The sequence below is a fragment of the Pseudomonas sp. LBUM1679 genome, assembly GCF_059695565.1.
In genome coordinates this window covers 6,513,865-6,527,169 of the sequence record NZ_CP166774.1, presented here as the reverse complement: position 1 = coordinate 6,527,169, position 13,305 = coordinate 6,513,865, and the positions used below count along the sequence as shown (strand labels likewise).

At 60.8% G+C, this 13,305-nt stretch carries 12 protein-coding genes; 4 read left to right on the top strand and 8 right to left on the bottom strand.

Annotated features, from left to right (window positions below):
* Window positions 1-72: 72 nt before the first annotated feature.
* From ppa to exaC, 8 genes are all read right to left on the bottom strand, one after another.
* Window positions 73-600, bottom strand: coding sequence for an inorganic diphosphatase (gene ppa / locus ACA062_RS29855; RefSeq protein ID WP_028620880.1), 528 nt, complete (start codon window positions 598-600; stop codon window positions 73-75).
* 274 nt (window positions 601-874) lie between these two features.
* Entirely contained in the window at window positions 875-1,696 is an 822-nt protein-coding gene (locus tag ACA062_RS29850; protein WP_497454217.1) for a M90 family metallopeptidase, read from the bottom strand.
* Window positions 1,697-1,702: 6 nt separating this feature from the next.
* Window positions 1,703-2,359: a DedA family protein gene (locus ACA062_RS29845; protein WP_128872456.1), complete on the bottom strand. Its 657-nt coding sequence runs from the start codon at window positions 2,357-2,359 to the stop codon at window positions 1,703-1,705.
* A gap of 302 nt (window positions 2,360-2,661) precedes the next feature.
* Window positions 2,662-3,123: a GNAT family N-acetyltransferase gene (locus tag ACA062_RS29840; protein ID WP_497454216.1), complete on the bottom strand. Its 462-nt coding sequence runs from the start codon at window positions 3,121-3,123 to the stop codon at window positions 2,662-2,664.
* A gap of 113 nt (window positions 3,124-3,236) precedes the next feature.
* Complete coding sequence (gene eutC, locus ACA062_RS29835) at window positions 3,237-4,061, bottom strand: ethanolamine ammonia-lyase subunit EutC (protein WP_497454215.1); 825 nt, start codon at window positions 4,059-4,061, stop codon at window positions 3,237-3,239.
* An 8-nt stretch (window positions 4,062-4,069) separates the two neighbouring features.
* Entirely contained in the window at window positions 4,070-5,464 is a 1,395-nt protein-coding gene (locus tag ACA062_RS29830; RefSeq protein WP_497454214.1) for an ethanolamine ammonia-lyase subunit EutB, read from the bottom strand.
* A gap of 98 nt (window positions 5,465-5,562) precedes the next feature.
* On the bottom strand, window positions 5,563-6,843 hold the full coding sequence (gene eutH / locus ACA062_RS29825; protein WP_497454213.1) for an ethanolamine utilization protein EutH: 1,281 nt from the start codon (window positions 6,841-6,843) through the stop codon (window positions 5,563-5,565).
* 189 nt (window positions 6,844-7,032) lie between these two features.
* Window positions 7,033-8,553: an acetaldehyde dehydrogenase ExaC gene (gene exaC / locus ACA062_RS29820; RefSeq protein ID WP_497454212.1), complete on the bottom strand. Its 1,521-nt coding sequence runs from the start codon at window positions 8,551-8,553 to the stop codon at window positions 7,033-7,035.
* 385 nt (window positions 8,554-8,938) lie between these two features.
* On the opposite strand from exaC, the gene ACA062_RS29815 reads away from it, so the two are divergent.
* The 4 genes from ACA062_RS29815 to ACA062_RS29800 all read left to right on the top strand — a co-directional run bounded on the left by ACA062_RS29815 (window position 8,939) and on the right by ACA062_RS29800 (window position 13,292).
* On the top strand, window positions 8,939-10,852 hold the full coding sequence (locus ACA062_RS29815) for a sigma-54-dependent Fis family transcriptional regulator (RefSeq protein WP_497454211.1): 1,914 nt from the start codon (window positions 8,939-8,941) through the stop codon (window positions 10,850-10,852).
* 184 nt (window positions 10,853-11,036) lie between these two features.
* Window positions 11,037-12,386, top strand: a complete 1,350-nt coding sequence (mpl, locus tag ACA062_RS29810; protein ID WP_497454210.1) for a UDP-N-acetylmuramate:L-alanyl-gamma-D-glutamyl-meso-diaminopimelate ligase — start codon at window positions 11,037-11,039, stop codon at window positions 12,384-12,386.
* Window positions 12,383-13,015, top strand: a complete 633-nt coding sequence (gene ubiX / locus ACA062_RS29805) for a flavin prenyltransferase UbiX (RefSeq protein WP_064679975.1) — start codon at window positions 12,383-12,385, stop codon at window positions 13,013-13,015. Before mpl ends, ubiX begins: the two co-directional genes overlap by 4 nt.
* Window positions 13,008-13,292 (top strand): YceK/YidQ family lipoprotein, encoded by a 285-nt coding sequence (locus ACA062_RS29800; RefSeq protein WP_497454209.1) that lies wholly within the window; start codon window positions 13,008-13,010, stop codon window positions 13,290-13,292. The genes ubiX and ACA062_RS29800 overlap by 8 nt, the downstream gene beginning before the upstream one ends.
* The last annotated feature ends 13 nt before the right edge of the window (window positions 13,293-13,305 follow it).

Genomic DNA, 13,305 nt, shown 5'->3' with positions numbered 1-13,305 from the left:
CAGGCGCCCACAAAAAACCCCGGATCAACCGGGGTTTTCTTGCAGCTTGCAGCGAAGCGCTGACAGCTGGCTTTAGCCTTTGTAGGCAGCAACCGACTTCATGATCTCGGTGCGAGCGGCTTCTGCGTCGCCCCAGCCTTCGATCTTCACCCATTTGCCTTTTTCGAGGTCTTTGTAGTTCTCGAAGAAGTGCTTGATCTGTTCCAGCAGCAGAGGCGGCAGATCGGTGTATTCCTTCACGTCGACGTACAGCTGGGACAGCTTGTCGTGTGGGACTGCGATGACTTTGGCATCTCCGCCGCCGTCGTCGGTCATGTGCAGGATGCCGACCGGACGGGCACGGATGACCGAACCGGGAGCAACCGGGTAAGGGGTCACGACCAGCACGTCGAGGGGATCACCGTCGTCGGCCAGGGTGTTCGGGATGAAACCGTAGTTGGCCGGGTAGAACATCGGGGTGGCCATGAAACGGTCAACGAACAGGCAATCGCTGTCTTTGTCGATTTCGTATTTGATCGGCGCGTGGTTGGCCGGGATCTCGATCGCGACGTAGATGTCGTTCGGCAGGTCTTTGCCAGCCGGAATCTTGCTGTAGCTCATTGGGCGGTGCCCCCGTTAGTTGACCAAAAACACTTGGCCGGATTGACCAAAAAGTGGCGGCGATTATAGGCATATTCCGCCACCGATGCCATGTACCAGAGGTCGTAGAGACCGGGGTGTCCTGTCTCACCGATACTATCGCTTTTTGACGGCGTCCGTTGCGGCCATGCTGCGTTGCCGCTCCTCGCCATAGCCAGCTATGACTCGTCGCGGCGCCTTGCCTGGCCACAACGGCCACTCGTCAAAAGAGCGACGTATCGGTGAGACAGGAGCACTAGTCGTGTGCCTCGTGTGCCTGATAGACCGGGTTCTCGGCTAGAAGTTGCCGCAGCCGGGCGAGCGGGTCCTGCCGGTAAAACAGCTTCAGCTGTTGATAGACCTCAGGATACGCCTCGTGCAGCAAATCCGGGGCGCTGAAGAAGTATTCGCTGGTGACCGCGAAAAACTCGGCGGCGTTTTCCGCTGCGTACGGGTCGATGGCGGTTTCGGCGTCGGGATTGCGCTCCAATTGGCGGTCGAGGTCGTCGTAGGCCTCTTGCATGACCTTGGCCCAGTCGCTGACTCGCATGTCCGCGTGCAGCGGTGGCAGGCCGTTGGCGTCGCCGTTGAGCATGTCGAGTTTGTGCGCGAGTTCGTGGATCACCAGGTTGTAGCCTTCCCAGCCGCCGCTGGCCATCACGCCGGGCCAGGCGAGGATGATCGGGCCTTGTTGCCAGGCCTCGCCGCTGTGCTCGCCATCCCACTCGTGCTCGACGCCGCTGGCGTCACGATGGCGTTGGGGGCTGAGGAAGTCGTCGGGGTACAGGACGATTTCGTGGAATCCCTGATACCAGTTCAGATCGCCCAGATGCAGCAGCGGCAGTTGCGCCTGGGCGGCAAGCAGCAGGCGTTGCTCCTGGTGAAGTTCGACGCCGTGCAGGGCGGTCAGGTGTTTGTCGTCGAGAAACAGCACGCAGGCTTCGCGCAGCCATTGGTCTTCGGCGGCGCTGATGCCATCGAGGAAACTCAGGTGATGGCGCACCCGCTGCCACATGTCATCGGCAATCGGGTGCTTGCCCAGTATGCGCCGGCGACGCCAGGCGCTAAGCGACCACATGCCGGATCAGCGTGGGTGGGCTTTGGACGCGGCGTTGCCGAAGCGGCTGCGGACGACGCCGATGATCATCGGTACCAGCGACAGCAGGATGATGCCGACCACCAGCAGCGACAGGTTTTGCTTGATGAAGGGTACGTTACCGAAGAAGTAACCGAGCGTAACCAGGCCACCGACCCACAGGATGGTACCGAGGACGCTGAAGCCAAAGAAACGCGGGTACGGCATTCTCGCCACACCGGCGACGAACGGTGCAAAGGTGCGGATGATCGGCAGGAAGCGCGCCAGGGTCACGGTTTTGCCGCCGTGCTTGTCGTAGAAATCATGGGTTTGTTGCAGGTAATCGCGACGGAAGATCTTCGAGTTCGGGTTGCTGAAGAGCTTTTCGCCCGCCGTTCGTCCGATCACGTAGTTGGTGCTGTCGCCAAGGATCGCCGCCAGCATCAGCAAGCCGCCGAGCAACACCGGGTCCATGCCGCCACCGGCCGCGACGGCACCCGCGATGAAGAGCAGGGAATCGCCCGGCAGGAATGGCATCACCACCAGGCCGGTCTCGCAGAAGATCACCAGAAACAGGATGGCGTAGATCCATGGCCCGTAGTTGTTCACCAGCAAGTCGAGGTAAACATCGAGATGCAGGATAAGGTCGAGCGGGTTGAAATCCATGGAGGGCACCTGTGGTGTCGGCCCGACTCGGCAGGCCTGTGCGGATGACTTCGCGAAAGCCTACGGATGGGGGTAGTTTTTCTTACAAGCCGGAAAGGTCAGCATTATACGGGCTGGGGGGTGAAAAGCGCGTCGAGTTTGTAGCGGGGGATTTCGCACAAGACGGATGGCGGGTGCGGTAGTTTTTTGTAGGAGCAAGCTTGCTCGCGATGCACCTGAGAACGCTGCGGGGTGTCAGGCTTGCAGCGTTAACGTTGACGAACATCGCGAGCGAGCTCGCTCCTACAGTCATCCGGTGTGGATCAGAGTTCGTCGCTGATCGGCAACACGTAGTTCTTGAACTCGGTGTCTTCCTTGAACCCTATGGATTCGTAGGTTTTCTGTGCCACTTCGTTGTTGCTGCTGGTGGATACACGCATGCGCACGGCATTGGTTTCCTTGGCCATTTTCTTCGCCGTGCGGATCAGGTTGTCGGCCACCAGCTGGCGGCGGGCATCTTCGGCGACGTAGATGTCGTTGAGAATCCACACGCGCTTGAGCGAAAGCGACGAAAAGCTCGGGTACAACTGACAGAACCCCATCAGTCGCTGGGTGTCGTCATCAGCCAGGGCCAGGTAGATCACCGATTCCTTGCGACGCAAGCGTTTCTCGAGGAACGCCCGGGACGAGTCCGGATACGGCAACGAGCCATAAAACTCGCGATATTTGACGAATAATGGGGTCAACAGGTCCAGGTGTTCGAGGGTCGCTTGAATAATCCGCATGGTAGGTCTCGTCTTCAAGTGGCTGACTTACGTGATGACGGCGATGGGAAACCCCTGGCGGCCGTGCATCGATCCTGCCTGAAACCGGAATGGAAACGCAATGCGGAAACGGTTCAGGCATGCGGCGGGTTGAGTAGGAAATTACCTTTCGTGTCTGCACCAGCGTCCGACTCCAGCGTCTGAACCTGAGCCTCGTCCTTGAGATTGACCCCCGATAACTGCCGCCGGCAGGCTTCGCGCATCAGATAAAGCAAACGATGTGCCGCCATGCCATAACTCAGGCCTTCGAGTCGCACATTGGAGATGCAATTGCGATAAGCATCCGTCAGGCCGATCTTTGGATTGTAGGTGAAATATAACCCCAGGCTGTCTGGCGAGCTGAGGCCAGGGCGTTCACCGATCAGGATGACGACCATCCTGGCGCCCAACAACTCGCCGATTTCGTCGGCCACGGCAACGCGGCCTTGCTCAACCAGCACCACAGGTGAAACAGACCAGCCCTCAGCCTCGATCTGTTCTTCCATCCGGGTCAGAAATGGCACGGTGTGGCGATGAACGGCCAGGGCCGACAAGCCGTCGGCGACGACGATGGCCAGATCGACACCGCCGGGATTGGCCGCTGCGAGATCGCGCAGGGTCTGGGCCGACGCATCACTCAATTTTCGCCCCAGGTCGGGGCGCTGCAAGTAATTGTTACGGTCCGTTGCCGCGCTGTGCAGCAACAGGCTTTCCCGTCCGCGCGCCGCCAATTGCGCACCGAGCGCGGCATGGTCGAACGGCAAGTGCACCGCATCCCGGGCTTGGGCGTGGGCGAACTGGAAATCCAGCTGCGCATGGGTGGGCATACTGGTGCCGGTGCGGCCCAAGGCAATCCGCGCGGGCGTCAGGCGGCGCAGCTCCAGCAATGGGTTTTGCTGATCAACAGGTGGTTTATCCATTACAACACTCATCCCAGTTGCGCCATGGCCTGACGGAAAGCCGGCGGCAGGCTGTCGCCGAAGTGAATTTTGCCGTCCGCCTGCGTGAAGATGCCCATTTTCGCCAGCCATTTTTCGAACTCCGGCGCCGGTTTCAGGCCCAGGGTCTGGCGAGCGTAGAGCGCGTCGTGGAACGAAGTGGTCTGGTAGTTGAGCATGATGTCGTCGGAGCCGGGGATGCCCATGATGAAATTGATCCCGGCCACGCCCAGCAGGGTCAGCAGGGTGTCCATGTCGTCCTGGTCGGCTTCGGCGTGGTTGGTGTAGCAGATGTCGCAACCCATCGGTACGCCCAGAAGCTTGCCGCAGAAGTGATCTTCGAGGCCGGCACGGATGATCTGTTTTCCGTTGTAGAGGTATTCCGGGCCGATGAATCCTACAACGGTGTTCACCAGGAACGGTTTGAAATGTCGCGCCACGGCGTAGGCACGGGTTTCGCAAGTCTGTTGATCGAGGCCGTGGTGGGCGTTGGCTGACAGGGCGCTGCCCTGACCTGTTTCGAAATACATCAGGTTCTGGCCCAAGGTGCCCCGATTCAGGCTCAAACCGGCGTCGTAGCCTTCCTGCAGAACGTTCAGGTTGATGCCGAAACTGGCGTTGGCCGCTTCGGTACCAGCGATCGACTGAAACACCAGGTCCAGCGGAACCCCGCGATTGATGGCTTCAATCGAGGTGGTGACGTGGGTCAGCACGCAGGCTTGAGTGGGGATTTCGTAGCGCTGGATGATCGCATCGAGCATTTCCAGCATCGCGCAGATCGAAGCGATGCTGTCGGTGGCCGGGTTGATGCCGATCATCGCGTCGCCGTTGCCGTACAGCAGGCCGTCGAGAATGCTCGCAGCGATGCCGGCGGGTTCGTCGGTGGGGTGGTTCGGCTGCAGGCGCGTGGATAACCGGCCGCGCAGGCCCAGCGTGCCGCGGAATCGGGTGACCACGCGGATTTTCTGCGCCACCAGCACCAGATCCTGCACGCGCATGAGTTTCGACACGGCGGCGGCCATTTCCGGAGTCAGGCCGGGAGCGAGGGCGCGCAGGCTGTGTTCGTCGGCGGCATCGCTGAGCAGCCAGTCGCGAAAACCGCCGACGGTGAGGTGGCTGACTGCCGCGAACGCCTGTTTATCGTGAGTGTCGATGATCAGCCGGGTGACTTCATCGGACTCGTAGGGAATCAGTACTTCCTGCAGGAAGTGGGCGAGCGGGATGTTCGCCAGCGCCATCTGCGCGGCCACCCGCTCGCCATCATTGAGTGCCGCGACACCGGCCAGGAAGTCTCCGGAGCGCGCCGGACTGGCCTTGGCCATGACTTCCTTCAGATCGTCGAAGCAGTAGACCTGGGCGCCGACGGTATGGGAAAAACGTGCCATTTCTGTCTCCGTTTCAAATAGGAAGGTGCGCTGCCCAGTGCTGGCGATTCCTCAGAATGCCACGCCCTGTGTCATCAACGCACCTCAATGCAGCAGACTCAGGCCGTCGCCTTGATGCCGTTCGGCGCAAGGGGCTCGGGCAGGGGCAGGCCGAGGTATTCGCCCTCGGCGATGATCCCGGCGGCGCGATCCTGAGCTTCAAGTTGCAAGGCCTTGGGTACCGACAGCCAATACGCCAGGCCCACGGCAATGAAACCTGCACTTATCTTGCCAATCAGCACCGGCAGGATGATGGTGGGCTGGAAGTTCGCCGTGAACGACAGGTGGTCGCCCAGCAGGAACGCGGCGCAAACGCCGAAGGCGATGTTGATCACTTTGTCCTTGGGGGGCATGAAGCGCACCAGGCGGAACATGGCCAGGATGTTAGCGATAGTCGCCAGCATGCCGGCACTGCCGACGGCGCTCAGTCCGATCTTGCTGCCCAGGCTTTCCAGCGGTTTACCCAGGTATTTGCGCAGCAGATAAACCATCGGGAACGCACCGGCCAGCATAATGCCGATGTAGCCGGCCGTTTCCAGGGCGCGGGTCTGGTCTTCGGCGTCCGCGATGATCGGGTGGAAGCCCCAGCTGCCGAACACCAGTGTGAACACGCCGGTGAAGTACTCGACGATGGAGAACACCAACACCAGTTTGATGGCAGCGTCCATCGTACGGCCGAAGATGATGAAACCCTTGATCATCAGGTCGGGCAGGAACCGTAGTCCCAAGGCCAGGCCCACGACGAAAATCAGGATCGGCAACAGGTTGGCGAAGATGCTGCCCACGCCCAAGGCCAATTGATAGGTGGCTTCGCCGTTGGTGGACACCAGGTCCCGTACCAGCGGGTTACTGAACGCGAGGATGACGCTGGCGATCAGTACGCCCAGCGGGATGGTCAAAATGCCCGACATGATGCCCAGGGCCATGTATTTGTGGTCGCGCTTGTCGAGCATCGCCAGACCCATGGGGATCGAGAACACGATGGTCGCACCGCCCATGAAACCGGTGATCAGCGCCATCACCAGCGCTTCTTTGCTAGCCGCCAGCGCCGAGGCCAGGTGATAGCCGCCCATGTCCGAGGCGATGATCATGGTCGCCGCCAGGGCCGGGTCGGCGCCCAGGGAGCTGAAGAACGGACCGAAGGCTTTTTCGATGACCACAGTCAGGTAGGGGATGGAAGCCATGATGCCCGCCGCCGGCACGAAGATGTGGCCCGTGGCGTGGATGCCTTCCATGAATTCTTTACCAAGCCCTTCATCGCTGTTGTAGATCGCCGCGAAGGCACCGAGTACGGCGCAGAGCATGATGAGATAGAGCACGTAATTGCCGATCTGATCCATGCGTTGTCCCTCCTTATTGTTGTTTTTTTCAAGCGCGGACGCTGCGTGCACGATTGGCGCAGTGCCGTTTGGGGATTTACGGTTGCTGCAATGCATTCGGCTGCTGATGGGCGCCGAATCCGATGTGAGAACAGTAGAGGGGCTGATAGTAAAGCGCCTCCCGGCGACCGAAGTCGCCGGGAGGAACGATCAGAAGAAGCCCAGCGGATTGATGTCGTAGCTCACCAGCAGGTTTTTGGTCTGCTGATAGTGATCGAGCATCATCTTGTGGGTTTCACGGCCGACGCCGGACTTCTTGTAGCCACCGAACGCGGCATGCGCCGGGTACAGGTGATAGCAGTTGGTCCACACCCGACCGGCCTTGATCGCGCGGCCCATACGGTAGGCGCGGTTGATGTCGCGGGTCCACAGGCCGGCACCGAGGCCGAACTCGGTGTCGTTGGCGATGGCCAGGGCTTCGGCTTCGTCCTTGAAGGTGGTGATGCTCACCACCGGGCCAAAGATTTCTTCCTGGAACACGCGCATTTTGTTGGTGCCCTTGAGCAGGGTCGGCTGGATGTAATACCCGGTCGCCAGGTTGCCCTCGAGTTTTTCCACCTTGCCGCCGGTCAGCAGCTCGGCGCCTTCGCCCTTGGCGATTTCCAGGTACGACAGGATTTTGTCGAATTGCTGCTCGGACGCCTGGGCGCCGACCATGGTGTCGGTGTCCAGCGGGTCGCCACGTTTGATTTGCAGGACTTTGTTCATCACCACTTTCATGAAGTCGTCGTAGATCGATTCTTGCACCAGGGCGCGGGACGGGCAGGTGCAGACTTCGCCCTGGTTGAAGAACGCCAGCACCAGGCCTTCAGCCGCCTTCTCGATGAAGCTCGGTTCGGCTTGCATGATGTCTTCGAAGAAGATGTTCGGCGACTTGCCACCCAGCTCCACGGTGGACGGAATGATGTTTTCGGCGGCGCACTTCATGATGTGCGAGCCGACCGGGGTCGAGCCGGTGAAGGCGATCTTGGCGATGCGTTTGCTGGTGGCCAGGGCTTCGCCGGCTTCTTTGCCGAAGCCCTGCACCACGTTGAGCACGCCGGGTGGCAGCAGGTCGCCGATCAGCTCCATCAGTACGGTAATGCCCAGCGGGGTTTGTTCGGCAGGCTTGAGCACCACGCAGTTGCCGGCAGCCAGCGCCGGGGCGAGTTTCCAGGCGGCCATCAGGATCGGGAAGTTCCACGGGATGATCTGCCCGACTACGCCCAGCGGTTCATGGATGTGATAGGCCACGGTGTTGCCGTCGATTTCGGCGGCGCTGCCTTCCTGGGCGCGGATGCAGCCGGCGTAGTAGCGGAAATGGTCGGCAGCCAGCGGGATGTCGGCGTTGAGGGTTTCGCGCACGGCTTTGCCGTTGTCCCAGGACTCGGTGATCGCCAGGACTTCCAGGTTCTGTTCGATGCGGTCGGCGATTTTCAGCAGCACCAGCGAACGCGCCTGGACGGACGTGGCGCCCCAGGCATCGGCGGCCGCATGGGCAGCGTCCAGGGCCTTGTCGATGTCTTCGGCCGTGGAGCGTGGGAATTCGGCAATCGGTTGGCCATTCACTGGCGAGGTATTGGTGAAGTACTGACCTTTGACAGGCGCGACGAACTCGCCGCCGATGTAGTTACCGTATTTGCTCTTGAACGAAACGATAGCGCCTTCAGTACCGGGGTGAGCGTAACGCATGATAGTTCTCCTTGGCTTTTGTACTTATAAGAGAGCGCGCATGTGCGCTTGTTATAAGCGTAGAGCAAAGGTCGGGCCACTGCGCTGCAGCTCAGGGAAATCAAGGTCTTGCGCGATTTTTGTCGGACAGGCGGGTGCAGGCTGTGACGCTTTCGGTACAGCCTCTGTGACACTTTGTACCGTTTATGGCACGGCCGGTATTGCCAGCATTGCAATGCAAGCTCGGCTGGGGGATGCTCGGTGCAACCCCCGTAGGAGCTGTCGAGTGAAACGAGGCTGCGATCTTTTGATTTTGCTTTAAGAAACAAGATCAAAAGATCGCAGCCTCGTTCCACTCGACAGCTCCTACGGGGCGGTGTAAACCGCTCGGAGAGAACAATAAGAAATGCACTACAACCATTTGAGTCGCCATGCCCAGCAGGTGTTGACCGTCACTCAGGGGAAATCACACCTGCAGGGGCCAGGCAGTGATCCCTCCATTGCCCGCTCCTGGCTGCGCTGTCTTGAGGACTACCACCTCGACCCGGCCCTGACCATGGCCCCGACAGTGCTGGAACATGGGCGCCTCCTAGAAAGTCGCGAACGCTTGCAGCAGGTGTTGCACATTGCCGGCAACGAAATGTCCAGCCTTCATCAGCAACTCTCCGGCGCCGGCCACGCGGTGCTGCTCACCGATGCCCGCGGGGTCATTCTCAACTGCGTCACTGCACCCACCGAGCGAAAAATCTTCGAGCGCGCCGGGCTTTGGCTTGGCGCCGACTGGAGCGAAGCCTGTGAGGGCACCAATGGCATCGGCACCTGCCTGGTAGAGCGTCAGTCCCTGACCATCCACCAGGACGAACACTTTCGCGGTCGCCATACGGGCCTGACCTGTTCGGCGAGCCCGGTATTCGATCCCCATGGCGAACTGCTGGCGGTGCTTGACGTATCCTCCGCGCGCCACGAGGTCTCGCGGCAGAGTCAGTTCCACACCATGGCGCTGGTCAATCTGTCGGCGAAGATGATCGAGAGCTGCTATTTCCTGCGTTACTTCGACAATCAATGGTTGCTGCGTTTTCATCTTCAGGCCGAGTCCGTCGGGTTATTCAGCGAAGGGCTGCTGGCGTTCGACGGCGAAGGGCGAATCAGCGCCGTCAACCAGAGCGCACTGAATCTGTTGGGACATATCCGCGGCGGGTTGCTGGGTAAACCGGTCGAGGCGTTTTTCGACTGCTCGCTGGATGAGCTGCTCGGGCGTGCGAGCGTCAATGCCAGCGCCAGTTGGCCGCTGCGCACCCGTGACGGGCGGAGCCTGTTTGCCCTGCTGCGAGGGCAACCACGCAGCATTCCGGTGCCGCTGGTGCGCAGTCCGATGGTTGCCGAGCGTCCCCGGCTGTCCGGGATCTGTCTGGGCGACACGGCGCTGCAGGACGATTTTCGCAAGTGCCTGCGAGTCTTCGAGCGTGACGTGCCATTGCTGATCAACGGCGAAACGGGGACGGGCAAGGAGGCCTTCGCGAAAGCCGTGCACCACGCCAGTCAACGGGCCGAAAAAGCCTTCATCGCGCTCAATTGCGCGGCCATTCCTGAAAGCCTGATCGAGAGCGAGTTGTTTGGCTATCGCGGCGGCAGTTTCACCGGGGCGCGCAAGGAGGGCATGCGCGGCAAGTTGCAGCAGGCCGATGGCGGTACCTTGTTTCTCGATGAAATCGGCGACATGCCGCTGGCCTTGCAGACCCGGCTGTTAAGGGTGCTGGAGGATCGTCAGGTGGTACCGATTGGCGGCGAGCCGGAGTCGGTCAATGTCCGAATCATCAGTGCCACTCACCGCAATCTGTTGGAACGGGTGCAGGACGGCAGCTTCCGCGAGGATTTGTATTACCGGCTCAACGGGCTGGAAGTGGCACTGCCGGCGTTGCGCGAGCGCAGTGATAAATCCCAGCTGCTCGATTTTTTGCTGGCCGAAGAAGCTGGCGGCGAAACGGTCATCATCGACGCGCCGGCACGGCAGGCGTTGCTGGGGTTTGCCTGGCCAGGGAATGTACGGCAGTTGCGCAATGTACTGCGTACGTTGGCCGCGTTGTGTGACGGCGGGCGGATTGGGCTGGAGGATTTGCCTGCGATGATTCGCCAGGCTCGGCCGGCGCAGGTCGTGGCCGTCGAATCGCCATCCGAGCATCCGCTGGAGGATGCCGAGCGGCTGGCGCTGCTCAATGCGCTGGAGCAGACACGTTGGCATATGACCCACACGGCCGAGCAGCTCGGTGTCAGCCGTAACACCCTCTATAGAAAGCTGCGTAAACACGGTATCGCCCGCTAGGCCACGCCGGCCCTGTAGGAGCGAGGCTTGCCCGCGAATAACGATAACGCGGTCCATCCGTTAAACCGCGTAATTGCCTTCGCGGGCAAGCCTCGCTCCTACAGAGACGGCGGTGATCTTCAAACACTGAGTGCGAATTTCCCCTTCCTGGGCTAACCTGCGGCCATGTTTTACGAGGTCGACTATGCACATTCATATTCTTGGTATCTGCGGCACTTTCATGGGTTCGATGGCGGTTCTGGCCAAAGAGCTGGGCCATCACGTGACGGGCTCCGATGCCAACGTCTATCCGCCGATGAGCACTCAGCTGGAGGCACAAGGCATTGAGTTGACCCAAGGCTACGACCCGGCGCAGCTCGATCCGGCACCGGATCTGGTGGTGGTCGGCAACGCCATGTCCCGCGGCAACCCGGCCGTCGAATACGTGCTGAACAAAGGCCTGCCTTACGTTTCCGGCCCGCAATGGCTGGCGGATCACGTCCTGCAAGGTCGCTGGGTGCTGGCGGTTGCCGGTACTCACGGCAAGACCACCACCAGCAGCATGCTCGCCTGGGTGCTGGAACATGCGGGCATGAGCCCGGGTTTCCTGATCGGCGGCGTGCCGCAGAACTTCTCGGTGTCGGCGCGCCTGGGTGACACGCCTTTCTTCGTCATCGAAGCCGACGAATACGACAGCGCCTTCTTCGATAAACGCTCCAAGTTCGTGCATTACCGCCCGCGCACCGCGATTCTGAACAACCTTGAGTACGATCACGCCGATATCTTCCCCGATCTGCCAGCCATCGAGCGGCAGTTCCACCATTTGGTGAGGACGATTCCGAGCGAAGGCCTGGTGATCCATCCAACCACCGAGCCTGCCTTGCAGCGCGTTATTGAAATGGGTTGCTGGACGCCAGTGCAAACCACCGGTGCTGGCGGTCAGTGGCAGGTCAAGTTGTTGAGCGAAGACGGTTCGGCATTCGAAGTGATGTTCGAAGGCGTCACCCAAGGCGTCGTCGAGTGGGACATGACCGGCCAGCACAACGTTGCCAACGCGCTGGCCACTTTGGCTGCGGCCCGTCACGTCGGCGTCGTGCCATCCATGGGCATCGCCGCGCTGAGTGCCTTCAAAAGCGTGAAGCGCCGGATGGAAATCGTCGCGCAAGTCGGTGGCATCACTATTTACGACGACTTCGCTCATCACCCGACCGCCATCGCCACCACCCTCGACGGCCTGCGCAAGCGCATCGGCGACGCGCCGTTGATTGCGATCATCGAGCCACGCTCCAATTCGATGAAGCTCGGCGCTCACCGTGATGGCTTGCCGGAAAGCGTGGTCGATGCCGACCAGGTGATCTGGTACGCACCGGCCAACCTTGGCTGGGACCTGGGCGCAACCGCCGCGTTGTGCACGGTGCCGTCAATCGTCAGCGACTCGCTGGAAGGCATCATCGAGCGCGTGAAGAGCCAGGCCCAGCCCGGCACTCACGTGGTGATCATGAGCAACGGCGGCTTCGGCGGCCTGCACGGCAAACTTGCCGAGGCGCTGCAATGAACAATGGTCCGGAACGCATCACGCTGGCGATGACCGGCGCTTCGGGTGCCCAGTATGGTTTACGCCTGCTGGACTGCCTGATTCGCGAAGACCGCGAGGTGCACTTCCTGATCTCCAAGGCGGCGCAACTGGTGATGGCTACCGAGACCGACGTTACGTTGCCACCCAAGACGCAAATGATGCAGGCCTTCCTCACCGAATACACCGGCGCGGCCGCCGGGCAGATTCGGGTGTACGGCAAGGAAGACTGGATGTCGCCGGTGGCCTCGGGCTCTGGCGCGCCGGCGGCAATGGTGGTGGTACCGTGTTCCACCGGTACCTTGTCGGCCATTGCGACGGGGGCCTGCAATAATCTGATCGAACGTGCCGCCGACGTCACGTTGAAGGAGCGTCGCCAGTTGATCCTGGTGCCGCGCGAGGCGCCATATTCGAGCATCCATCTGGAACACATGCTCAAGTTGTCGAACATGGGTGTGACGATTTTGCCGGCGTCGCCGGGCTTCTATCATCAGCCGCAAACGATCGATGATCTGATCGATTTCGTCGTGGCGCGGATTCTCAACCTGCTGAACATTCCCCAGGACATGCTGCCGCGTTGGGGCGAGCACCATCTGAGCAGCGATGAATAAGCTGCTGGTGATTGTGCTGGCGTCGCAGCTGACGGCTTGCGCCACCGCGCGCACGCTCGATGCCGCCAAGCCGGGGGCGCCGGTGGTGTACTCGGGGACTCGACTGGATATGTATGCCATGAATGGCGGTTGCTGCGCCATGGACCGCTTCGGCGCCGAAGCGCCGGCCTACCCAGGCGTCGACCTGCCGGCCAGCGCCTTGCTCGACACGTTGTTGTTGCCGCTGTCAGTGCTGACAGTGTTGGGAGTGAGTTTTCAGGCGACGGGCGGATTGTAAAAATCAAAAGATC

Excerpts from the sequence above, each read along its gene's own strand:
- ppa (WP_028620880.1), bottom strand. The coding sequence starts at position 600 with ATGAGCTACAGCAAGATTCCGGCTGGCAAAGACCTGCCGAACGACATC.
- ACA062_RS29850 (WP_497454217.1), bottom strand. The coding sequence starts at position 1,696 with ATGTGGTCGCTTAGCGCCTGGCGTCGCCGGCGCATACTGGGCAAGCAC.
- ACA062_RS29845 (WP_128872456.1), bottom strand. The coding sequence starts at position 2,359 with ATGGATTTCAACCCGCTCGACCTTATCCTGCATCTCGATGTTTACCTC.
- ACA062_RS29840 (WP_497454216.1), bottom strand. The coding sequence starts at position 3,123 with ATGCGGATTATTCAAGCGACCCTCGAACACCTGGACCTGTTGACCCCA.
- eutC (WP_497454215.1), bottom strand. The coding sequence starts at position 4,061 with ATGGATAAACCACCTGTTGATCAGCAAAACCCATTGCTGGAGCTGCGC.
- ACA062_RS29830 (WP_497454214.1), bottom strand. The coding sequence starts at position 5,464 with ATGGCACGTTTTTCCCATACCGTCGGCGCCCAGGTCTACTGCTTCGAC.
- eutH (WP_497454213.1), bottom strand. The coding sequence starts at position 6,843 with ATGGATCAGATCGGCAATTACGTGCTCTATCTCATCATGCTCTGCGCC.
- exaC (WP_497454212.1), bottom strand. The coding sequence starts at position 8,553 with ATGCGTTACGCTCACCCCGGTACTGAAGGCGCTATCGTTTCGTTCAAG.
- ACA062_RS29815 (WP_497454211.1), top strand. The coding sequence starts at position 8,939 with ATGCACTACAACCATTTGAGTCGCCATGCCCAGCAGGTGTTGACCGTC.
- mpl (WP_497454210.1), top strand. The coding sequence starts at position 11,037 with ATGCACATTCATATTCTTGGTATCTGCGGCACTTTCATGGGTTCGATG.
- ubiX (WP_064679975.1), top strand. The coding sequence starts at position 12,383 with ATGAACAATGGTCCGGAACGCATCACGCTGGCGATGACCGGCGCTTCG.
- ACA062_RS29800 (WP_497454209.1), top strand. The coding sequence starts at position 13,008 with ATGAATAAGCTGCTGGTGATTGTGCTGGCGTCGCAGCTGACGGCTTGC.